Source organism: uncultured Campylobacter sp. (assembly GCF_947255105.1).
In the GTDB taxonomy this organism is placed as follows: domain Bacteria; phylum Campylobacterota; class Campylobacteria; order Campylobacterales; family Campylobacteraceae; genus Campylobacter_B.
In genome coordinates, this window is record NZ_CAMYFP010000005.1 from 42,067 (window position 1) to 62,632 (window position 20,566).

24 protein-coding genes are annotated in these 20,566 nt (G+C 36.4%); 13 read left to right on the forward strand and 11 right to left on the reverse strand.

From position 1 onward, the window contains the following. The first annotated feature begins 2 nt into the window (after positions 1–2). From rpiB to ychF, 6 genes are read left to right on the forward strand one after another with little or no spacing between them, the layout of a single operon-like run. Complete coding sequence (rpiB, locus tag Q0X52_RS04135) at positions 3–446, forward strand: ribose 5-phosphate isomerase B (RefSeq protein WP_297575277.1); 444 nt, start codon at positions 3–5, stop codon at positions 444–446. Further along, positions 447–632, forward strand: a complete 186-nt coding sequence (locus tag Q0X52_RS04140) for a hypothetical protein (protein ID WP_297575279.1) — start codon at positions 447–449, stop codon at positions 630–632. Positions 633–635: 3 nt separating this feature from the next. Then, positions 636–1,181, forward strand: coding sequence for an adenine phosphoribosyltransferase (gene apt, locus Q0X52_RS04145; protein ID WP_297575281.1), 546 nt, complete (start codon positions 636–638; stop codon positions 1,179–1,181). Position 1,182: 1 nt separating this feature from the next. After that, entirely contained in the window at positions 1,183–1,788 is a 606-nt protein-coding gene (locus Q0X52_RS04150) for a DedA family protein (RefSeq protein ID WP_297575283.1), read from the forward strand. Then, positions 1,775–3,226 carry a leucyl aminopeptidase gene (locus Q0X52_RS04155; RefSeq protein ID WP_297575285.1) on the forward strand — a complete coding sequence of 484 codons (1,452 nt, stop codon included), beginning with the start codon at positions 1,775–1,777 and terminating at the stop codon, positions 3,224–3,226. Before Q0X52_RS04150 ends, Q0X52_RS04155 begins: the two co-directional genes overlap by 14 nt. Beyond that, entirely contained in the window at positions 3,226–4,329 is a 1,104-nt protein-coding gene (gene ychF / locus Q0X52_RS04160; protein ID WP_297575287.1) for a redox-regulated ATPase YchF, read from the forward strand. The genes Q0X52_RS04155 and ychF overlap by 1 nt, the downstream gene beginning before the upstream one ends. A 21-nt stretch (positions 4,330–4,350) precedes the next feature. Here the strand turns inward: ychF and Q0X52_RS04165 are convergent, their stop codons facing one another. Genes Q0X52_RS04165 through mobB form a run of 5 tightly spaced genes read right to left on the reverse strand, consistent with a single transcriptional unit; the run spans position 4,351 to position 8,743 of the window. After that, positions 4,351–5,343: a hypothetical protein gene (locus Q0X52_RS04165; protein ID WP_297575289.1), complete on the reverse strand. Its 993-nt coding sequence runs from the start codon at positions 5,341–5,343 to the stop codon at positions 4,351–4,353. Then, positions 5,324–7,210: a methionine--tRNA ligase gene (gene metG, locus Q0X52_RS04170; protein WP_297575291.1), complete on the reverse strand. Its 1,887-nt coding sequence runs from the start codon at positions 7,208–7,210 to the stop codon at positions 5,324–5,326. Before metG ends, Q0X52_RS04165 begins: the two co-directional genes overlap by 20 nt. Further along, complete coding sequence (locus Q0X52_RS04175) at positions 7,207–7,401, reverse strand: hypothetical protein (protein WP_297575293.1); 195 nt, start codon at positions 7,399–7,401, stop codon at positions 7,207–7,209. The genes metG and Q0X52_RS04175 overlap by 4 nt, the downstream gene beginning before the upstream one ends. Before the next feature lie 2 nt (positions 7,402–7,403). Next, a complete protein-coding gene (locus Q0X52_RS04180) occupies positions 7,404–8,246 on the reverse strand; it encodes a class 1 fructose-bisphosphatase (protein ID WP_297575295.1) in 843 nt (280 codons plus the stop codon). Beyond that, the gene (mobB, locus tag Q0X52_RS04185; protein WP_297575297.1) at positions 8,243–8,743 is read right to left on the reverse strand and encodes a molybdopterin-guanine dinucleotide biosynthesis protein B; all 501 of its coding nucleotides are present in this window, start codon (positions 8,741–8,743) and stop codon (positions 8,243–8,245) included. The genes Q0X52_RS04180 and mobB overlap by 4 nt, the downstream gene beginning before the upstream one ends. Positions 8,744–8,856: 113 nt before the next feature. Here mobB and Q0X52_RS04190 point away from each other — a divergent pair, with 113 nt between their 5' ends. Continuing rightward, positions 8,857–9,345, forward strand: coding sequence for a hypothetical protein (locus Q0X52_RS04190; RefSeq protein ID WP_297575299.1), 489 nt, complete (start codon positions 8,857–8,859; stop codon positions 9,343–9,345). On the opposite strand, the gene Q0X52_RS04195 is transcribed toward Q0X52_RS04190, so the two are convergent. Genes Q0X52_RS04195 through gltX form a run of 3 tightly spaced genes read right to left on the reverse strand, consistent with a single transcriptional unit; the run spans position 9,239 to position 12,437 of the window. Beyond that, positions 9,239–10,876: a lytic transglycosylase domain-containing protein gene (locus Q0X52_RS04195; RefSeq protein WP_297575301.1), complete on the reverse strand. Its 1,638-nt coding sequence runs from the start codon at positions 10,874–10,876 to the stop codon at positions 9,239–9,241. The genes Q0X52_RS04190 and Q0X52_RS04195 overlap by 107 nt on opposite strands. Beyond that, positions 10,873–11,145, reverse strand: a complete 273-nt coding sequence (locus Q0X52_RS04200) for a YggT family protein (protein WP_297575303.1) — start codon at positions 11,143–11,145, stop codon at positions 10,873–10,875. The genes Q0X52_RS04195 and Q0X52_RS04200 overlap by 4 nt, the downstream gene beginning before the upstream one ends. Then, on the reverse strand, positions 11,142–12,437 hold the full coding sequence (gene gltX, locus Q0X52_RS04205; protein ID WP_297575305.1) for a glutamate--tRNA ligase: 1,296 nt from the start codon (positions 12,435–12,437) through the stop codon (positions 11,142–11,144). Before gltX ends, Q0X52_RS04200 begins: the two co-directional genes overlap by 4 nt. Before the next feature lie 103 nt (positions 12,438–12,540). Between gltX and mscL the strand changes: the two genes are divergently transcribed. The 6 genes from mscL to ybeY all read left to right on the forward strand — a co-directional run bounded on the left by mscL (position 12,541) and on the right by ybeY (position 17,661). Then, a complete protein-coding gene (gene mscL / locus Q0X52_RS04210; RefSeq protein WP_297575306.1) occupies positions 12,541–12,945 on the forward strand; it encodes a large-conductance mechanosensitive channel protein MscL in 405 nt (134 codons plus the stop codon). Positions 12,946–13,007: 62 nt separating this feature from the next. Next, on the forward strand, positions 13,008–14,123 hold the full coding sequence (locus Q0X52_RS04215; protein WP_297575307.1) for a metallophosphoesterase: 1,116 nt from the start codon (positions 13,008–13,010) through the stop codon (positions 14,121–14,123). Between the two features lies 1 nt (position 14,124). Then, positions 14,125–14,907 (forward strand): phosphatidylserine decarboxylase, encoded by a 783-nt coding sequence (locus Q0X52_RS04220; protein ID WP_297575309.1) that lies wholly within the window; start codon positions 14,125–14,127, stop codon positions 14,905–14,907. 56 nt (positions 14,908–14,963) lie between these two features. Continuing rightward, positions 14,964–15,404 (forward strand): type II secretion system protein, encoded by a 441-nt coding sequence (locus Q0X52_RS04225; RefSeq protein ID WP_297575311.1) that lies wholly within the window; start codon positions 14,964–14,966, stop codon positions 15,402–15,404. Next, positions 15,404–17,239: a primosomal protein N' gene (locus Q0X52_RS04230; RefSeq protein ID WP_297575313.1), complete on the forward strand. Its 1,836-nt coding sequence runs from the start codon at positions 15,404–15,406 to the stop codon at positions 17,237–17,239. The genes Q0X52_RS04225 and Q0X52_RS04230 overlap by 1 nt, the downstream gene beginning before the upstream one ends. An 8-nt stretch (positions 17,240–17,247) precedes the next feature. After that, positions 17,248–17,661 carry an rRNA maturation RNase YbeY gene (gene ybeY / locus Q0X52_RS04235; protein WP_297575315.1) on the forward strand — a complete coding sequence of 138 codons (414 nt, stop codon included), beginning with the start codon at positions 17,248–17,250 and terminating at the stop codon, positions 17,659–17,661. On the opposite strand, the gene Q0X52_RS04240 is transcribed toward ybeY, so the two are convergent. From Q0X52_RS04240 to Q0X52_RS04250, 3 genes are read right to left on the reverse strand one after another with little or no spacing between them, the layout of a single operon-like run. Further along, the gene (locus Q0X52_RS04240; protein ID WP_297575317.1) at positions 17,645–18,232 is read right to left on the reverse strand and encodes a hypothetical protein; all 588 of its coding nucleotides are present in this window, start codon (positions 18,230–18,232) and stop codon (positions 17,645–17,647) included. The genes ybeY and Q0X52_RS04240 overlap by 17 nt on opposite strands. 57 nt (positions 18,233–18,289) lie before the next feature. Continuing rightward, positions 18,290–20,077: a penicillin-binding protein 2 gene (mrdA, locus tag Q0X52_RS04245; RefSeq protein WP_297575319.1), complete on the reverse strand. Its 1,788-nt coding sequence runs from the start codon at positions 20,075–20,077 to the stop codon at positions 18,290–18,292. Beyond that, a complete protein-coding gene (locus tag Q0X52_RS04250) occupies positions 20,074–20,565 on the reverse strand; it encodes a hypothetical protein (RefSeq protein ID WP_297575321.1) in 492 nt (163 codons plus the stop codon). The genes mrdA and Q0X52_RS04250 overlap by 4 nt, the downstream gene beginning before the upstream one ends. Position 20,566 lies beyond the last annotated feature (1 nt).

Here is a 20,566-nt window from a genome sequence, read left to right on the forward strand (position 1 = left end):
AAATGACTGTAAAAAAAATATTTGTAGGAAGCGATCACGCTGGATTTGTGGCAAAAGAGGAGATTAAAAAGCTACTTTTGGCTCTTGGCTATGAGGTTGTTGATTGTGGAACCAATAGTAGCGAGGTTAGTGTTGATTATCCTGATTTTGCAAGGGAAGTTTGCCAAAATGTCCAAAAAGATAGTGACTTTTATGGAGTGCTAGTTTGTGGAAGTGGGATTGGTATGAGTATCGCTGCTAATCGCAACAAAGATATACGATGCGGCCTTGCAACAACCTGTGATCACGCAAGACTTGCAAGAGAGCATAACAATGCCAATGTCATTGCCTTTGGCGAGCGATTAAGTAGCATTGAAGAGATTTTAAAGATGACTAAGCTCTTTTTTGAAAGCGATTTTTTGGGAGGTCGCCATCAAAGAAGAGTTGATAAGTTAAAAGGAGAGTAGATGTTAGCATTTGATCTTATTTTGTCACTAGTTATTGTGCTTTTGATATTTTATATCATAACTATCCATAAGAAAAATTTAGAGTTAAAAAAGAGCCTAAATAGCGCAAATAACGATATCCAAACTCTAAAAGAGAGTCTTAAAATAGCGATAAACAGACTAGAGATGCAAAACAAGAAAGGATAGATAATGGAGCGAAAGCCAAATGAAAAAGAGCTGCTTTTAAATTCCATAAGAGCGATTGAAAATTTTCCAAGACCTGGCATAATCTTTCGAGATATCACCACACTTTTAAACAACAAAGAGTCCTTTGTGCTACTGCTTGACCACTTAGAAAGACGCTACAAAAAGAGAGATATCGACTTTATTTGTGGCATTGAAAGTAGAGGCTTTATCTTTGCTGGTGCGCTTTGTGCTAGGCTAAATTTACCCTTTGTTCCCATTAGAAAGCCAAAAAAACTTCCATTTACAACAATCTCTAAAAAATACTCACTTGAGTATGGCTTTGATGAGATAGAGATTCATCTTGACGCCTTTAGGGGCAAAAAGGGAGCCAAAGTTTTGCTAATAGATGACCTAATAGCAACTGGTGGAACTGCAAAAGCTAGTGTTGAGGTAATAAAAGAGATTGGTGCGGAGTGCGTAGAGGCTTGCTTTATCATAAATTTAAAAGAGCTTAATGGAGCAAAAGAGATAGAGAAACTTACAAAAGTCTATAGTGTGTTAGAGCTGTAAGATGCAGGAATTTTTAAGAGATTTTTTAAATAACTATCAACAATATGCCTATATTATTATATTTGTTTGGTGCGTAATTGAGGGCGAGTTAGCACTTATTTTGGGCGGGATTTTTGCACATGAGGGCTATGTAAATTTGGGACTTATTATACTTTTTGCAAGCTTTGGCGCCTTTTTGGGAGATCAGCTAAACTTCTACATTGGGCGCTATAGCAAAGGTTATATCAACAAAAAACTAGCCAAACAAAGACAAAAATTTGCCATTGCACATCTACTACTTCAAAAATATGGTTGGCCAATAATCTTTGTGCAAAGATATATGTATGGTTTTAGGACAATCATTCCTATGAGTATTGGCGTTACTAGATATGATGCGAAGAAATTTGCCATTATAAATTTAGTTAGCTCATTTGCCTGGGCTACAAAGACAATACTTTTGGCCTGGTATTTTGGAGATGAAATTTGGCAGCTAGTTGCTATTATTGAGCGACATTGGTACATCGCAGTGCCACTTATTGTGCTATTTTTGGGAACTATTATCTACATTTTTAAAAGAATTGAAAAAAATATATTAACAAAAAGAAAGGAAAGAGATGATAAAAATTGATTATATAGATGAGAGTTTTGATAAGGTTAAGGCCGATTTTGAGGTGATATTTGTTATAAAAGAGGACCTATCTCATAGATTTATAGACAAAGATGATTTTAAGTTATGCCAAGATTTAAAAAACCCCAATCTGCTTTTAGTTGAGAAAAAAAGACTCTATATCGCGCTAGAGGAGCTAAATTTGGACTCTATTAGAGTTGGAGTATTTAAGGCGATAAAGGCACTAAAAAACTTAAAAATCAAAAGCTTCAAAATACACTCCTATCTTACAGAGCAAGATGAGCTAACTTTTGTAGCATATGCCGAGGGAGCGCTATTTGGTACATATGAGTTTGATCTTTATAAAAGTGAAAAAAGCAAGCTAAATTTGAGCAATATCTATATTTGCAAAGATGAGTTTAACAACAGAGCAATAGATAGCAAAATGGCAAAAGCTGCCCTTAAAAAAGGCGAGATTATGGCAAGTAGCGCAAATTTTGCAAAAGATAGAGTAAATGAGATTCCAAACAGCTACACACCTGAAAAAATGGCTAACGATGCCAAAGAGGTTGCCAAAAGATATAAAGAGATTGAGTGTGTGATACATGATAAGGAGTTTTTACAAAAAGAGAATATGAATGCCTTTTTGGCGGTCAATCGCTCATCGGCTAACCCTCCTTACCTCATCCACCTTATCTACAAACCAAAAGAGGCTAAAAAAAGAGTTATTTTTGTTGGCAAGGGGCTAACTTACGATAGTGGCGGACTTAGCCTAAAGCCTAGCAACTATATGGTTACTATGAAGAGTGATAAAAGTGGTGCTATGGCTGCGATGGCGATTGTTGAGGGTGCTTGCAAGCTCAAACTTCCATTTGAGATACATGCCATACTTGGTGCAACTGAAAATATGATAGGCGGCAACTCATATAAGCCTGATGATGTGCTTATCTCTAGAAGCAAAACAACTATAGAGGTTAGAAATACCGACGCTGAAGGACGGCTGGTACTAGCTGATTGTCTGAGTTATGCGCAAGACTTTAAACCAGATATATTGATAGATTTAGCAACTCTAACGGGTGCTTGCGTTGTTGGACTTGGAGAATATACAGCCGGTATTATGGGAAACAATGCAAAGCTAAAGGAGAAATTTAAAGCTCTTAGCAAAGATAGCGGCGAGCTATATACCATTTTGGAGTTCAATCCATACCTAAAAGAGCTAATAAAAAGCAATGTAGCAGACATTAGCAACACTTCAAGCAGTAGCTATGGTGGCGCTATTACAGCGGGGCTTTTTCTTGAGCGGTTTATCAAAAAAGAGTATAAAGATTGCTGGATTCACCTTGATATAGCAGGTCCTGCCTATCTTGAAAAGGCTTGGGGATATAACAGCTTTGGTGCAAGTGGTGCTGGAGTTAGAGCTTGCCTTTACTTTTTGGATGAACTTAAAAAGGAGCTTTGATGTCTTTAGCAGTTGGTATAGTAGGACTTCCAAACGTTGGCAAATCAACCACCTTTAATGCACTTACCAAAACTCAAAATGCTCAAGCGCAAAACTATCCATTTTGTACCATTGAGCCAAATAGAGCCATAGTGCCGGTGCCAGACAAGCGAATCTTAAATTTGGCAGATATTGTAAAGCCCAACAAAATTCAATACTCAACTATCGAATTTGTCGATATTGCAGGGCTTGTAAAGGGCGCTAGTAAGGGCGAGGGACTTGGCAATAAGTTTTTATCAAACATAAGAGAGACACAAGTCATACTGCATATTGTGCGTTGCTTTGATGATGAAAATATCACTCATGTTGAGGGCAAAGTAGATCCCATAAGAGATGTTGAGATCATAAACACAGAGCTTATCTTAGCCGATATCGAGCAACTTAGTAGAAAAATAGAGCGTCTTGAAAGAGAGGCAAAAGGCAACCAAAAGGGAGCAAAAGAGACTCTTGCAATAGCAACAAAACTCCTAAATCATCTAAATGAGGGCAAAAGTGCAAGTAGCTTTGAAGAAAGAGATGATGAGTTTTTTATAGAGCTAAACAAAGAGCTTAGATTGCTCTCTGCAAAAGAGGTCATTTATGGTGCAAATGTAGATGAAGCAGGCATTGAAAGCGACAATAAATATGTAAAAGCCCTAAAAGAGTTTGCCAAAGAGAGCGACCATGAAGTTATAAAACTTTGTGCAAAGATAGAAGAGGAGCTTGTAGGGCTTAGCGATGATGAGTCAAAAGAGATGTTGCAAGCCTTGGGTGCCAATGAGAGCGGACTAGAGCATATTATAAGAACCTCATTTAAAAAACTAAATCTCATAAGCTATTTTACAGCTGGAGTTGTTGAGGTGAGAGCCTGGACCATAACTAATGGCTGGAAAGCACCAAAAGCAGCAAGTGTGATACACAATGATTTTGAGAGAGGCTTTATAAGAGCTGAAGTTATCTCATATGATGATTTTGTCAAATTTGGCGGTGAAAATGGCGCAAAAGAGGCTGGTAAGATGCGACTTGAGGGCAAAGACTACATTGTAAATGATGGCGATGTCATGCACTTTAGGTTTAATGTATAAAACAATCTGAAATTTAAGTGGCTAAAAGAGTCTGTTACTGCTCTTTTGCGGGGAGAGCTTTTTTAAGATCTCCTCCATATCGCCTAAAATAAGTAGATAAAAGTCATTAGCACGTATCTCAAGCTCTTTTATATTGTAATAATACATATCCGCCTTAAGTCTATTTTGATAGTAGAGTGGCGCTGCCAAATAGCTAGAGTTTGGGAAGATTTTTCTTAGAAAAAGTGCCGCTCTTTCAAAGATAAATGGATCACTTTCAATTATAAAAACTCTCCTACTCTCTCCAAAATCTATCGGCTCATAGTTTTGATTTAGAAAAAGTGGTTTAAAATGGTCAAATGGCCTTTTTGTGAGTCGATATGAAAGCTCTTCTCTATCCAAAAAAGAGAGCAGCTCACAAAGCTCTTTTAAAAAAACTCTTGGAAAGGCAAGTTCATAGAGTCTGTCTTCATAGCCAAATTTAGAGTAAAAAAGTCCATAACTAAACAAAGTTGGCTCTTGTGATAGAGCAGAAACAACAAAAGAGCTCTGTTTGCTAAGCTTGGCGGCAAACTCTTTTGCTGCTACAAATTTGGTATCACTCTCCCCATCATAAATTTTAAAAAAGCTCTTTTCTAAATTTGACTCTTTTAAAAGCGCCCCAACTCCCAAATAGTCTAAAATCGCCTCTTGAAGTGGATCTACAGAGTAGATGGTGATATTTTTTGAAACGATAAAGTAGTTTATAAGTCGGTAAATGGCTCTTTTTATATCGCTAACTTTTATATAGGCAATCTCATCATTTGTCATCTTGATATCATCATCAAAAATCACAGCATAAGCACCATTTGCAATGGCCTCATCGATATCTTCTTTCAAAGTATCTAGCGCTATAAAGGCATCTGCATTTTTAACCTTTTTTGGATTGAAGCAAAACCCCTCAATAGCCGCTATTTTTGGTGTTTTGGATAGTTTAGAGCCAACTAACCGCGAGAGGTTTTCTACAGTCATAAGTTTAGGAAATAGTTGCGCCATTTTTTACACTCTTATCCACACTCAAAAGTGCCAAAGAGCCATCATCTGCCGTAAGAATCATACCTTCGCTCAAATTGCCAAATATCTTTGCTGGCTTTAGGTTGCAAACTACACAGACCTGCTTTCCAGCAAGAGTTTTTGGCTCATAATACTTGCTAAGTCCTGAGATGATTGTTCTTGGTCTCTCTTCGCCAACATCAACACTAAATTTAAGCAGCCTATCGCTATCTTTTACATTTTCACACTCAAGCACAGTGCCAATCTTCATAACAACCTTTTTAAACTCATCTATCTTTATAAACTCCTCTTTTGGTCTCTCCTCTACGATAGGTGCAGTTTGGATAAGCTCTTTTTCAACTTTGGAGAAAAGCGGCTCTGTAGGCGTGCTAACAAAGTCTACAAGTTCCCATTTTTCTATGAGCTTTTGATAGTTTTTGGTATCTATGCAAAATCCAAGTGAGTGTGATATCTCTTTGGCTTTTGTAGGCATAACAGGTGATAGCAAGATAGTAGCCTTTGCAAGTAGGTTTGCAACGAGCCCAACTAAGGCATTTGCCTCTTTAGCTCTGCCCTCTTTTATCAGTTTCCATGGCTCATACTTTGCTATGGATAAATTTGCAATATGAAGCACCTTCCAAATAACGTCAAGATATCTGTTGGTCATAAAGTCATCAATCACACTCAAAGCCTCATCAACAGCCACTTTTGCCTCATCTAACTCATCTTTATAAAATTTAGCTACATCGCTACTTGAAATTTGATAGTTGGAGTATTTGCTACTCATTCCAACAATTCTATTTAAAAGGTTGCCAAGATCGTTGCAAAGTTCGCCATTTATGCGGTTTATAAAGGCCTTTTGTGAAAAGTCGCCATCTTGCCCAAATGGCACCTCTCTTAAGATAAAGTATCTAAACTCATCAACCCCATAAGCATTTGCTATCTGCAACGGATCAATTACATTTCCCAAAGATTTACTCATCTTTTTGCCATCTCTAGTCCACCAACCATGAGCTGCTATTTTACGCGGTAAAGGAAGATCTAAACTCATCAAAAATGCTGGCCAATAGACTGCGTGAAAACGAAGAATATCTTTACCAACTAGATGAGTTGCATCCTGCCAAAAGTCCATATCTTTACCATCTTTTGCATAGCCAAGCGCTGTTATGTAGTTGATGAGTGCATCAAGCCAAACATAGATGACATGTTTTGGCTCATTTAGCTCTTTTGGTAGTTTAATACCCCAGTCAAAGCTAGTTCTTGTGATAGAGAGATCCTTTAGTCCGCCACTTACAAAATTTACTATCTCATTTTTTTTGGATTTTGGGATGATGCAGTCGTCGTTTTCTTCATACCATTTAAGAAGCCTATCTTGATATTTTGAAAGCTTAAAAAAGTAGCTCTCCTCTTTTACTATAGTTGTTTTTTTGCCACAATCTGGACAACAATCATCAGCCACTAGTTGATTTTCTGTATAAAAAGACTCACAACTTACACAGTAGCTTCCCTCATATTTGCCCTTGTAGATGTCGCCCTTTTCTAACATCTTCAAAAAACATTTTTGCACACTAAGACAGTGCTCTTCATCAGTTGTTCTTATAAATTTGTCATAGCTTATATCAAAATCGTCCCACAACTTCCTAAATTTCATACTTATCTTATCGGAATACTCTTTTGGAGTAAAACCATTTTTTTTGGCAGCATCTTGTATCTTTTGCCCATGTTCATCAGTCCCTGTCAAAAAAAAGACCTCATCGCCCTTTAGTCTATAAAATCTAGCCATAGTATCTGCAATGATGGTCGTATATGCATGACCAATATGCGCAACATCATTTACATAGTAAATTGGCGTAGTAATATATCTTTTCATTCTCCACCTTTAAAATTAAATTCGCCCGCCTTGCCCTTAGACATGCTCTTATAAACGGCATCTACATAGTCATCTCTTACTTTGCAATCCAACAGCTCATCGCACTTATAGCAACTTAAAAGATTGTGCTCTTTTTGGCAAGACTTTAACTTTGCACTCTCTTCTTCTAATTTTTTCTCAAAACTATCCATTGTTACTCTCTATAAAACTCTCGCGTCTTTTCTATCTCATAGCGTGAGCCAAAAAAACATGGCGAAGTTTGATGAATCTTAGAGATTTTGATATCAAAAAGAGTTTTGCTCTCTCCATCTGTAGTAGCCCCACCCGCTCTTTCAAAAATATAGGCAAATGGAAGCACTTCAAAAACAACTCTAAGCTTTGCATTTGGTGCGTCGGTAGTTGCTGGATAACTAAAAAGTCCGCCGCCCTTTAGTAAGATTTGATGAAGATCTGCAACCATTGCGCCGCTATATCTTAGGCGGTATCCCTCATCAAAAAGTGACCTAATAAGCGCTCTATGCTTATTACTCCAACCTTTTTGTGTAGCACCAGAGGCATTTAGCTTGCCCTTTTCTTTAAGAGTTATCTCAAAGGCCTCTTTAAATTTCATGTCTTTGCCAAGTCTATATAAAACCGGTCTATCTATGCAAACAACCAGCTCAACACGCGGTCCATAGAGAGCATATACCGCACCTTTTAAATTTGACGGCGTTACCTCATCTTCATAGATACCAAAGATGGTGCCTATTGCAAAATTTACATCTACAAGACTTGAGCCATCTAATGGATCGTAAGCTACTATGTATTTTGCCTCTTTGTTTATGATGAGCTCCTCTTTTTTCTCTTCGCTAATCAAAGCTTTGATAGTTGGAACTTTCAAAAACTCCTCTTCTACTATCTTGTCACATCTAATATCCAATTTTAGCTGTTTATCGCCCGTTTCATTGGTCTGATCGCTATATCCAAAGTCTGCAAATTTGACCTCTTCTGCTATCTTTATAGCAATCTTTTCTATCGCTTTTACTATCTCTTTCACGCTCTTTTCTCCTTGATTTTTTTGCCATTTTTATCTATCCATGAAATAATCGCCTCTACATCATCTCTTCTAAAGTGTGGCAGCTTTGTTTGGTAGGACAGCTCATCTGTAGCAATAGCATCTGAGTAGTTAAGATAGCTCTCATCTACACTCCCTTTAAAGAGTGAAATTCTGGGCAAATTTAGAGTTTTAAGTCCTTCAACCAACAAGTAGTCAAACTCTCCAACCATCCCAACAATCTCATCTAGCTCTTTTTCTTTTCTGTTTTTACAAAAATAGGTTGTTTGGCTTGGGCTTGCAACTACAACATCTGCTCCTGCCTGGCTAAATTTAAAGCTATCTTTGCCCTCTATGTCAAATTTGCCCTTATCTTTTGGGTCGTGCTTTAAAACAACTACTCTAAAACCTCTCTCAATAAGGCTTTTTGTTATCTTTACTATAAGAGTTGTCTTGCCTGAATTTGATGGTCCTGAAAATGCAACTGCGATCTGTTTCATCTCTTCCTCAAATGTAAAATAGCTTTAATTATAACAAAGTAGAGTTTCAAAAATACTAAATTTGCCTATTTTTATCTAAATTTAGATAAAATCCCAAATAAAAAAGAGAGAGTATGAGAGCTGTTTTTATCGCTGCTATAGTGGTACTGTTTTTTGGATGTGCAAAAAAAGAGAGTGAAGTTGAAAAAATCAAATATGAACTTCTCTCCTATACGAAAAACGCTGAGTTTATAGAGGGCAATTTGAGAGTTTTTGCCGTTGGAACCTATCTAAATCCCGCCTATGCCAAATTTGCAAACTCTGGTCTTGAGTGGTTTATTTTGAGTTCATATCCACTAAATGAAACAATCAAGCTTGATAGCATAAAGATAAATGGCAAAAAAGCAACCGCTAAAAAGCTTGATGAAAAAGACCCTCTTATAAAGCTCTTGCCAATACAGGTCCCTTGGGCCAACTACTATGAGATAACAACAGAGTCAGTTGAGAGCAAAATACTTACTCTAAGCTACGAAACCGATCACTTAAAAGAGGTGAAGTTAGATTTTGTAAAAGTTCCACGATCGATGTATTGGACTCCTTCGATAGAATTTCCAAATAAATAATATAATTTGCAAGAACTCTTTTGCCATAATCCCTGCTCTCTGCATATGGGACTAGCTCCATTGATAAAAATGGCTCATACTCGCCACTATTGAAAAGATCGCCTTTTAAAAGCATTCTTTTTGTAAAGCCAATGCCGCCATTATATGCATATGCCACAAAAACTGGGTGCAAAAGATAGCTATTTAGATAGTCAAGATGAATATTTGCAAAATTGTAGGCAACTATTGGGTTAAACATATCATCGCTATCAAAGTTTTTCATCTGCTCTTTTGCGGCGATATCTTTTGCAACAAATGGCATAAACTGCATCATCCCAAGCGCATAAGAGGTAGAGATAGCACTTGAGATAAAAAAGCTCTCCTGCCTTGCTATGGCAAAGATAAGTGCTTTTCTCTCAAGACTAAACTCATCTAAAATCTCTTTAAATGGCATTGGATAGTAGTTGTTTGTATATCTTTCAAGTTTATTGGAGATGTAGGTATACTCTCCAACTGTCTCTTTTGTATAAAACTTCTCTTTTAGCTTCCTTAAAAGCTCATCATCAGCACTATCAACTTTGGCTTTTAAATTTACCCAGTCAAATGGATCTTTGTTGTTGTAGTTTGGCACTTTGTTTTGTGTAGGATTTGGTACTACAACTGTTATGTTAAAGCTCTTTAAAAGCTCTTTTGCATAGAGTGAGTAGATATTTATGTTGCTACTTTTTGATAAAGTTTCTAAATAGCTCTTATCTTTTGAAAGAAGATAGAGCCAAAAGATGGCATTGTCTTTTTGGATAGCCACATCAGAGTCGCTTGCCCTTAAAAATAGCTCTTTTGCTCTCTTTTTTTTGTTTAGAACAACTGCATTTACTCCAAGCATAAAGGCATCTTTTGGCTTTAAAAGCTCTTTATCTATCAAAAGCAAAGAGCTGCTTAATTTTTTTAGTCGCTTTCCTATGGTCAAATCTGCCACAAAAGAGCCAAACCACCACTCTTGCACCAAATTTGAGGCAAACTCTTTTGAAAGCGCGAAGTTAAATTTATCCTCTTGCTCATCGCTCTTTAGGCTAAGAAAGTAGAGATAAAAATTTTTTACATTGTTGCTTTTTGCAAAGTATTTTGCGGGATTATCCTCGTTAAAGCCCAAAAGAAGATTGTTTATCTGGAGATTGTCTTTAAATTTCTTGGCAAGCAAAGCTCTTGTTTTGTTATCTAAATCCCTTATAAACCAGATCTCCATTCTACTTTTTTGACAACTCTCATCAACTTCTAAAATATTTTGCGTAGTTACAAAGCTACAGTTATCATCCAACAAATCAGGCTCTAAAAACTCATCAAATTTCTTTGTGATTTTGTTAGTTCTTCTAAATATCTCCCCCTCTAGTGCCTTTATCTGTTCGCCACTAAGATTTTCGCTCTCATCTAAAAGTCGGTAGATATAGTAATCCTTTGCCAAAGATCTAGGTTTTTTCATAAGCTCATCATAGGGCAAAAGAGCGGCATTTAACAAAAATGGTAGTGATAAAAAGAGTAGAATTTTTGCTCTCAACGCATACTCCACAAAACAAAACTATCCAAAAATTGCAGAGACAAAATGATGACAATTGGCGAAAAATCAAAGCCACCAAAACTCATCGGCAACACTCTTCTTACTAAGTTAAAAGCGGGCGCTGTTAGCCTGTAGATGGCGATTACTAGCTTGTTATATGGATCTGGATTGACAAAACTAAGAACGCAAGCGATGATTACAATCCAGGTATAAATAGTAATCAAAATGTGACAAATATAGAGAATTGAGTTTAAAAACAACCATATCATAAATTTACAATCTCCTTTAAATCATCTTTTATGAAGCAGTAAAGCTCGCTAAGCTCTGGACCATGAGTTGTGCCTGTAATAAGCAGTCTAAGTGGCATAAAAAAGCTCTTGCCCTTAAGGGCAGTTTTACTCATCAAAGCACTTTTAAACTCATCAAAACTCTCAAAACTATCCAAACTCAAAATCGCCTCTTTTAGGATTTTTATCTCATTTTCATACTCGCTAAAGCTCTTTTTTGAATAAATTTGAACTATCTTTTCCTTGATATCAGGAATAAGACTTGCCTCTTGAGTATAAAACCGAATAAGTGGCGCAAACTTTTTGTCTAGTTTAAAAAAGGTGCTAAGCTCTTCATCGCTAGCAATTTTTATATGTTCTCTGTTTAGTTGAGATAACTTTTCAAGGCTAAATTTAGCTGGACTTTTTGAGATATTTTTAAGGCTAAACCACTCGGTTGCCTCTTGCAAAGTAAAAATCTCTTTTGGCGTTTTGTTGCCAAGAAGCAAGAGATAGTTGGCTATAGTTTTTGGCAAATAACCTTGATCTAGCAACCACTTAACAGAGGAACTATCATCTCTTTTGCTCATCTTTTTGCCATCTTCGTTTAGTATGATTGGAAGATGCGCATAGGATATCTTGCCACTATATCCAAGCTGCTCTCTTATCCACTCCTGTTTTGGCGTGTTGCTTACATGATCTTCACCACGAATTACAAAAGTAACACCTTGAAGCATATCATCTATAGCGCAGGCAAAGTTGTAGGTAGGAGTTTTGTCGGCTCGCATTATGACAAAGCTATCTAAGTTTTCTGGCTCAAAAGTTATCTCGCCCTTTATCTCATCAACAAAACTAAGCGCCCTATCTGGACGTTTTATGCGGATGACAAAGGGTTTTTGAGAGCCAAGCACCTCTTCATCGCTTAAATTTAAGCAGGTATCATCATATCTATAGGGCTTTTGCTCTTTTTTGGCAAGCTCTTTTTTTCTCTCTATCTCCTCTTGCGTGCAAAAGCAACAAAATGCCTTTTTTTGAAGCAACAATCTATTTGCAAAATCTCTATGAAATTTAAGATTTTTGCTCTGGTAGTAAAAATTATCCCACTTAATACCAAAAATCTTTAAAATTTCTATAATCTCTTCCTCTTTTCCCTCAATGTTGCGCTCTTTGTCGGTATCTTCAATGCGTAGATTGAAGCCACTTTTATCTTGCAACGAACAAAGATAGTTAATAAGCGCAGCTCTTAAATTTCCAATATGCATATCACCTGTTGGTGATGGGGCAAAACGATACATAATATCTCCTTTTTAAATCTTGCATTATAGCGATTAAAAGTTATAAGAAATTTAACAAAATTTGGTAATATCAAAAGATTATAACTTATAAAAGAGGTGAAAAATGAATAAATTTATGAGTGAATTTAAAAAATTCGCTATGCGTGGCAATGTCATTGACCTTGCAGTGGGTGTTGTTATAGGAACAGCTTTTGGAAAGATAGTTAGCTCTTTGGTTGCAGATATCATTATGCCAATCATCGGAGTGATAACTGGTGGTATAAACTTTACAGATTTTAAAATAGTGCTTAAAAAGGCTAGTGATGGGGCGGCGGCTGTTACTATAAACTATGGCAATTTTATCCAAGTTGTGGTTGATTTTGTAATTATCGCTTTTTGTATATTTGTCGCTATAAAGGCTATAAATAAGCTAAATCACAAAGAAGAGAAGCAAGAAGAGCCAAAGCCTGCCGAGCCTAGCGAAGAGATTTTGCTCTTAAGAGAGATTAGAGATAGTCTTAAAAAATAGCTTAAATTTCAATAGATAGTTAGAGAAATTTAGCTCTAATTATCTATTTTTAGTTGGTTTTTATGAGTTTTAAAAATATTTTATTGATGCTTTTTCCAGTCATATCTTCACTCCTGATATCCACCATCAATCTCTACATCTACACAGTTTTTGCAAAGTCGATTTTCAAGCCTTATAGCTTAGTAGTTGCCGTTGTTTTGATAACTATAACTATCTTTGAAGTGCTCTATTTTTTCTCATTTAGAAACTACTTTTTGCAAGAGAGGCTTTATGCTTTTGCCATATTTTGCTTTGCTTTTAGCATCTCTTTTTTCTTTATTGCCATTTTTTATAGTCCGTTTGACTTTTTGGCTACAAAAATTCCATTTAGCAGTGAGCGTAGAAGAAGTTTAAAGGCGATTTTGGATATCTCATTTTTGATTTTTGCCTTTAGCTACTTTTTAAAAGGCATCTACAACGCCATCAAAAAACCAACTATAAAAGAGGTTGAGGTAGTTTTGAAAAACTTAAAAAAAGAGCTTAATTTTGCCATCATCTCAGATCTTCATCTTGGAGAATACTTAAAAGAGGAGTTTTTACAAAGAGTTGTAGAGGAGATAAACAGCCTTGAATATGACGCACTTTTAATAGTTGGAGATATGTTTGACGTGGATGCAAAGAGAGCAAAAAAGCTAATAGAGCCACTAAAAAATATCAAAAAACCAATCTTTTTTGTAACTGGCAACCATGAGTATTTTGTAGGAGCGGCCGATCTTGTAAAACTGCTAAAAGAGAGCGGTATAGTTGTGCTTGATGATAGGATGGTAGAGTTTGAAGGGCTAAATTTGGCTGGTGCAAATGATCTTATAGCTAGCAGTTTTGGCTATGAAAACAAAAGCGTAGATGAGATCTTAAAAGACAAAAAAAGCGACCAACCGACACTCTTTCTAGCTCACCAACCAAAATATGTCATAAGAAATATAAAAGATGAAGCCGATCTTTGCATATGTGGCCATACTCACGCAGGGCAGATCTTCCCCTTTGGCCTACTTGTAAAGATGGATCAAAAATATCTTCATGGACTCTATAGAGATGAGTTTAAACAAATTTATGTCTCAAGTGGAGTTGGCTTTTGGGGGCCGCCGATTAGAGTTTTGGCCCCTGCTGAGATAGTCCTATTAAAATTAATTAAGGAGTAATATGAGAAATTTAATTTCAAAGATATTTGGAGCGGTTGCTGCATTTAAATTTATATCGCCTCTTCAAAACTTCATAAATGGCTGGTATGTAAGGCACTTTGAGATAAATTTGGAGGGTTTTAAAGAGCTAAATGAGTATAAAAGTCTAAACGAACTATTTACACGAAGCTACATAACAACTCCTACCATAAAAGCGGAGCAAAACGAACTTATAGCACCATGTGATGGGCTTTGCTTTGATGTTGGAAGTAGTAAAGATGGAGTTGCATTTAGCATAAAAAACAGAACCTACTCTTTGAGTGATCTTTTTTTAGATGAGATAAAAGAGGAGTTTGACTATCTAAATATATATCTATCACCAAAAGATTATCATCACTACCACGCTCCTTTTGATCTTGAAGTTTTGTGGAGTAGCTATATACCAGCAGATCTCTATAGTGTGAGCAAAAAAGCACTTTTAAAGGTGGATAATCTATATGCCAAAAATGAGAGAGTTATTTTAAAATGTAGGCTGAAAAATCAAAAAGAGCTCTATCTTGTCTTTGTTGGAGCGCTCAATGTCGGTAAGATGAACTTTGACTTTGATAGTCGCATAAAGACAAATGCTAGTAAAGGTAAAGCTACATATAACTACAATGGAATTTTTCTAAAAAGAGGCGAACATATCGGCAACTTTGAGCTTGGCTCAACTATATTGATAGTGGCAAAAAGGGGAGTTTTGGAGTTTGGACTTAAAAATGGCGATCTTTTAAAATTTCCAAAACCAATAGCTAAGGTGCTATAGAAAAATATTTTTGCTATAATAAGCAATTATATTATCACAACCACAAAGGATTTGTCATGGGCTTAAAAAAGGGCTTTACTATGATAGAGTTGATTTTTGTTATAGTAATTTTGGGAATTTTAGCAAGTGTTGCCATACCAAGACTTGCTGTAAGTAGAGACGATGCACAAATTGTTAAATTAAGAGCAGATGTTCAAGCCATACAAACTGGAATCGCTTTGCAAAAAGGTATAAATTTGATGAGTGGAAATATAGCTGCACCAACGATAAAAGCCGGTTTTGGCAATGTTTTGGAGGGCAAGTCACTAACAGCCGCACCAAATGGAATTGGCTGGAAAAAAGTTCCTACTGCAGATACCAATGGAGATGAAAACAGAAGCACTATTGCAACAGCTTGTATCAAAAAGAACCAATGCGCTGATTTTTACTACGACAAAGATGGTACTTTTAGTTGCGACAACACAAACAAAATTTGTGCAATCATAATCGGTAATTGATGAGTTATTATGAACTTATCATTATAGGGTTAGAGGTAAAAACTCTAACCTACCACTCAAATTTAAGGCTAGAAAAAAACGATATTGTTGAAGTTTTGGTTTTGGGACGAAAAAGAGAGGCTATAGTTGTAAAAAAGACGCAAAAGCCCCCCTTTGACACTATAGAAATTTTAGCAAAAAGCCCCTTTTTTTACACAGATTATCAGCTAAATTTAGCAAAATTTATCTCATATTATTATGTCTGTTCGCTAGGTATAGCTTATGGTCTTTTAGTTCCTACCAAAAAACTACCGCCAATTTTAAAAAAAGATGATATAAAAAAGCCAACTCTTAGCCCACTTCAACAAAGAGCAAAAGATTTTTGCAACAAAAACAGAGCTTCACTACTTTTTGGCGATACTGGAAGTGGCAAGAGCGAAGTCTATATCTCACTTATAGCCGATGTTTTAGAAAGTGGCTCTCAAGCGCTATTTTTAATGCCCGAAATCTCCCTTACACCGCAAATGCAAAAAAGACTTAAAAACTACTTTGGAAAAAGAGTTGCCATTTGGCACTCAAAGATAACAAAAGCCAAAAAGAGCTCCATTTTAGAAGGGTTTGAAAGTGGTGAAATTTCTTTGATAGCTGGCGCTAGATCGGCTCTGTTTTTGCCATTTAGCAATATTAGTCTAATCATAGTCGATGAAGAGCATGACGATAGTTATAAATCCTCGCAAAATCCGCGTTATAACGCAAAAGACTTGGCACTTTTTATCTCTCAAAAGGCAGACATTCCCGCAGTTTTAGGCTCTGCAACTCCGCTACTTACCACCATTTACAAACAGCCAACATTTAGGATGAAAGGAACCTATTTTGAGAGTAAAAAGGAGTTTATCTATGATGAGTGCGAGCCAACTATCTCGCCACTTATAAAAAAAGAGCTTGAAATTTGTTTTAGCAAAGGTCATCAAGCCATAGTTTTTATCCCAACAAGAGCAAATTTCAAATATCTCTATTGCAAAGAGTGCAAAACCATAGTAAAGTGCCCTTTTTGTAGTGTAGGTATGAGTCTTCATAGTGACAAAAATCTACTAAAGTGCCACTATTGCGGTTACTCTTGCTACAAAGAGGTAAAATGCAGCAAATGTGGCAGCACCACTTTAGAGTCCAAAAAGATAGGCACAAACGAAGCTCTATCGATACTCCAAAGAGCGTTTCCTACAAAAAATATTGCTAAATTTGACAAAGATGCCATAACTACACAAAAAAAACTTGAAAAAACATTGAGAGAGTTTAACGATAAAAAGATAGATCTTCTTGTTGGAACGCAGATGTTAAGCAAAGGTCATGATTATCACAATGTAAAACTCGCCATAATAATTGGTCTAGATGAACATCTTGGATATGCTGATTTTAGAGCTAGAGAAAAAGCTCTTTCAACTGCTATGCAGCTAGCTGGAAGAGCTGGAAGAGTTGGCGATGGAAAGGTTGTTATTCAGACTTTGCACAAAGAGTTTTTTAGCCTCTATATCCAAAATTATGACGCCTTTTTAAAAGATGAACTTCCATTTAGAGTGGGTCTTTATCCGCCATTTAAAAGGCTACTTCGCATACTCATCTCAAACAAAAATGACAAAAAAGCCCAAGCTATACAAAATGAAGTTATAGAGAGGATTAAATTTCTAAAAGATATTGAGATAATTGGCTATGGAAAGGCCTTGATAGAGTATATTGCCTCCAAATTTAGATATGAGATACTTGTTAGATCAAACAGCTATCAAGAGCTTATAAAAGCGGCAAATTTGGCTAAAATGCCAGATGTGCAGATAGAAATGGATGCCATAAATTTCAGTTAGGATGAGAGATGATAATTTGCGATGAGAGCTATCCTGCAACTCTTGATGAGATTGTAGCGATACAGAATAAATTTATAGAGCTTATCTTTGTTGATAGCGCCAAAATGCGAGAGATAAACAAAGAGTCAAGAAACATAGACAAAACTACAGATGTGCTTAGTTTTCCACTCATAGACACTCCAAACAACAAAATTGGTGGCTCTATTGTCATAAACTTGGAGCTTGCAAAAACTATGTGTGATAAATTTAGCCATACGCTTGATGAGGAGATTGCGATACTCTTTTTGCACGGACTTTTGCACATCATGGGCTATGACCATGAAAAAGATAGTGGTGAAATGAGAGAGCTTGAAAAGAAGCTCTCAGTTAAATTTGGGATTAAAAATAGCCTAATATTTAGAGCTACTAAAACTTGTGAGTAAATCCGCCATAAAAGCCTTTATTTTCTATCTTTGCGTCACTTAAGACAATATTGTCATACTTAAAGCCAAAATTTATTGCATTTAAGTTATCCAACTCAAACATACCGCCTAAGTTAAATCCATAAAGCAAAGCAATGCTGTTGTCTATTGACTTTTGACTAACTCTACCGCCTCCGCTCTCCTGGGCTTTTGCATCAACTACTGCAGCACCTACAAAAGCACCCATTACAGCTCTTATATTATCTACCACAATAGGGGCAAAGTCATATCCTAAAGCGACTTTGTGAGCTCGCCATCTTGAGTATCTCTCTACACCCGCTTCAATAGTGCTTTTGCTAACTCGTGGTTGAAAAGCATAGCCAATATAGGCTCTATGAGCTTGTTGATGACCATAGATATTACCAACTTTTACGCCCAAATTCATAACAGTTTTAGAGTCGCTTTTAAAATTGTCAGGCTTAAATTGGCTATTTACTATAGCACCCTCAAATGTCGCATACATAGAGTCTGCAAAGACAGATGTGCCAAATAGTAGTGCTGCACAGACAACTTTAGAAATTAGTTTATACATTAATTCTCCTTAAATTTATTGTCTCGTTATTATAGCAAAAACCAAAGAAAATCAGGCTTATTTTGTTTTCTCCTGCTTGATATATCCAAGCTCTAAAAGTTTTTTATAGATTGCCTTTATATATGGACTTGCAGCACTAGCTCCACCACCATGTTCTATTAGCACAGTGACTGCATATTTTGGATTGTCATATGGTCCATAGGTCGTAAGCCATGAGTGAGAGCGCTCATAATACTTCATATCCTCCTCTTTCATACGCTCTTTTTCATTTTGAGGTATGCTTATTACTTGAGCTGTTCCAGTCTTGGCGGCTATTTTGATAGCACAATCACTCAAGGTGCGATACGCTGTTCCTTTTGGGTGATTTGCCACTTCATACATCGCCTTTCTAATGCTTGGCAAAAGCTTTTTCTCGCTATCACTAAAAAGTCCCCTCTCTTCATAGATAACATCTTTGTCATCTATGCTCTTTATAAAATGTGGCACCAACCCCTTTCCACTTGCAATCTCAGCTGTATGTTTTACCATCTGCATAGGAGTTATTAGCATATTGCCCTGCCCAATAGAGCTAATAACAGTCTCGCCTGTAAACCAAGGCTGTCTAAATCTTGCCATTTTCCACTCTTTATCAGGAATTGTTCCAATAAACTCATTTGGAAGATCAACGCCTGTTTTGTTGCCAAAGCCATAGTTTCGCAAGGTCTGTGCGATAAAATCAATACCAACTATTAACCCACCCTCATAAAAATAGACATCACAACTCTCTCTTATGGCATCTTTTAAGTTCATATCGCCATGTCCCCACGTCTTCCAACATCTAAAGTTTCTACCACCAAGCTTGATATGCCCTTTGCAGGTAAAAATAGTATCTTCTCGAATAAGCCCACTATTTATAAAAGCCATTCCAACAGCCATTTTGATAGTAGAAGCTGGTGGATAAAGTCCATTTACTAACTTATTTGTAAAAGGATGGTCAAAGTCTTCGATGAGCTTTTTCCACTCACTCCACGATATGCCACTTACAAATGGATTTAAATCATACTCTGGAAAGCTTCCGGCTGCTATAATAGCGCCCGTATTTACATCCATGATGATAGCAACTCCTGCACTATCTTTAAAAAGCTCTGTTAAAAACTCTTGAAGCTCAATATCTATATGAAGTGATATACTGCTGCTTTTTGGCTTTTTGTAATAAAGCTCTTCTACCGCCCTATTTAGCGCCGTTACCTTTATCTTACGCTCGCCTGGCTCTCCTTGCAAAATCTTGTTATGATAGCGTTCAACTCCACTTCGCCCTATAAAATCCACTATACGCACAGAGGGATCTTTTTCGATATCTTTTATATTTACTCGCCCAACATAGCCAATAACGTGCGACGCAAGCTGACCATATGGATAGTATCTTTTGCTAGATGATATAAGTTTTAAGTTCTCTCTTAAGTTTAACTTTGAAAAATATGGCACAACCTCTTCATACTCCAAAAAGTTTATAACTTCGATAAACTCGTGATTGTAGGGAGAGTTTTGCTTCTGATACTCTTTTTGTATCTCTTGGCTGCTTATTTGTGGAAAGACAGAGTTTAAAACTCTTGCCTCCTCTTTTAATTCATCTTCTTTTAGATGAGGGGCCAAAAGTATGGCAAAACCTAGCTTATTTATCGCCATTGGTCTGTTGTTTCTATCTAAAATTTGCCCTCTAGTTGGTGCAATTAGCTCTGTTTTTATCACATTGCCCAAAGCTATCTCTTCATAATATCTATTTGAAACAACCGCAAGATAATAGACTCTTGATAGAAGCACCACCCAGATAAGTAGCATAACTGCTATGATAAACTTAACTCTCACAACAAAGCCCTATCTTTAAAAAATATAAAAGCTATCAAAAACTCAACCACTATAAAGAGAAAATACTCATAACTCAAATGAAGAAAATGGCTGCTGTTTGCAAAGTAAAGTAGTGCATTGTTTATCAAAAAAGTTCCGATATATCCATAAAAAACAACTATAAAGATAAAAAGTGAGTTTATCTTGATATAGTGCTCCATCAGCGTAAAAATATAGATATAAAAGATAATGAAATTTATAAAGAGTGCAAATGGCTCAAAACCCTTTATTGTGCTTGCAAAAAGTAGATAAAAAAAGGCTACATACCAGCTAAATTTGAAGTTGCTAAATGTCCTACGGCTCTCATAAGTTAAAAAGACAAAAATAGTAAAAAAAAGTCCAATAAGCGGCGGAAGAAGCTGAGTTAGCGCTGCAATTTGAATGTAAATGATGAGTAAAAAAATTGCAAAAACTCTTTTTAAAGAGAGTAGATGAAGACTAGTTTGCATA

What these genes read in the sequence shown, in the direction of transcription:
- Q0X52_RS04215 (WP_297575307.1), top strand. Translation starts at nt 13,008, where the DNA reads ATGAGTTTTAAAAATATTTTATTGATGCTTTTTCCAGTCATATCTTCA.
- Q0X52_RS04225 (WP_297575311.1), top strand. Translation starts at nt 14,964, where the DNA reads ATGGGCTTAAAAAAGGGCTTTACTATGATAGAGTTGATTTTTGTTATA.
- apt (WP_297575281.1), top strand. Translation starts at nt 636, where the DNA reads ATGGAGCGAAAGCCAAATGAAAAAGAGCTGCTTTTAAATTCCATAAGA.
- Q0X52_RS04240 (WP_297575317.1), bottom strand. Translation starts at nt 18,232, where the DNA reads ATGTATAAACTAATTTCTAAAGTTGTCTGTGCAGCACTACTATTTGGC.
- Q0X52_RS04140 (WP_297575279.1), top strand. Translation starts at nt 447, where the DNA reads ATGTTAGCATTTGATCTTATTTTGTCACTAGTTATTGTGCTTTTGATA.
- Q0X52_RS04165 (WP_297575289.1), bottom strand. Translation starts at nt 5,343, where the DNA reads ATGGCGCAACTATTTCCTAAACTTATGACTGTAGAAAACCTCTCGCGG.
- mscL (WP_297575306.1), top strand. Translation starts at nt 12,541, where the DNA reads ATGAATAAATTTATGAGTGAATTTAAAAAATTCGCTATGCGTGGCAAT.
- mobB (WP_297575297.1), bottom strand. Translation starts at nt 8,743, where the DNA reads ATGAAACAGATCGCAGTTGCATTTTCAGGACCATCAAATTCAGGCAAG.
- Q0X52_RS04190 (WP_297575299.1), top strand. Translation starts at nt 8,857, where the DNA reads ATGAGAGCTGTTTTTATCGCTGCTATAGTGGTACTGTTTTTTGGATGT.
- metG (WP_297575291.1), bottom strand. Translation starts at nt 7,210, where the DNA reads ATGAAAAGATATATTACTACGCCAATTTACTATGTAAATGATGTTGCG.
- rpiB (WP_297575277.1), top strand. Translation starts at nt 3, where the DNA reads ATGACTGTAAAAAAAATATTTGTAGGAAGCGATCACGCTGGATTTGTG.
- Q0X52_RS04155 (WP_297575285.1), top strand. Translation starts at nt 1,775, where the DNA reads ATGATAAAAATTGATTATATAGATGAGAGTTTTGATAAGGTTAAGGCC.
- Q0X52_RS04175 (WP_297575293.1), bottom strand. Translation starts at nt 7,401, where the DNA reads ATGGATAGTTTTGAGAAAAAATTAGAAGAAGAGAGTGCAAAGTTAAAG.
- Q0X52_RS04200 (WP_297575303.1), bottom strand. Translation starts at nt 11,145, where the DNA reads ATGATATGGTTGTTTTTAAACTCAATTCTCTATATTTGTCACATTTTG.
- ybeY (WP_297575315.1), top strand. Translation starts at nt 17,248, where the DNA reads ATGATAATTTGCGATGAGAGCTATCCTGCAACTCTTGATGAGATTGTA.
- gltX (WP_297575305.1), bottom strand. Translation starts at nt 12,437, where the DNA reads ATGTATCGTTTTGCCCCATCACCAACAGGTGATATGCATATTGGAAAT.
- Q0X52_RS04220 (WP_297575309.1), top strand. Translation starts at nt 14,125, where the DNA reads ATGAGAAATTTAATTTCAAAGATATTTGGAGCGGTTGCTGCATTTAAA.
- ychF (WP_297575287.1), top strand. Translation starts at nt 3,226, where the DNA reads ATGTCTTTAGCAGTTGGTATAGTAGGACTTCCAAACGTTGGCAAATCA.
- Q0X52_RS04150 (WP_297575283.1), top strand. Translation starts at nt 1,183, where the DNA reads ATGCAGGAATTTTTAAGAGATTTTTTAAATAACTATCAACAATATGCC.
- Q0X52_RS04250 (WP_297575321.1), bottom strand. Translation starts at nt 20,565, where the DNA reads ATGCAAACTAGTCTTCATCTACTCTCTTTAAAAAGAGTTTTTGCAATT.
- Q0X52_RS04230 (WP_297575313.1), top strand. Translation starts at nt 15,404, where the DNA reads ATGAGTTATTATGAACTTATCATTATAGGGTTAGAGGTAAAAACTCTA.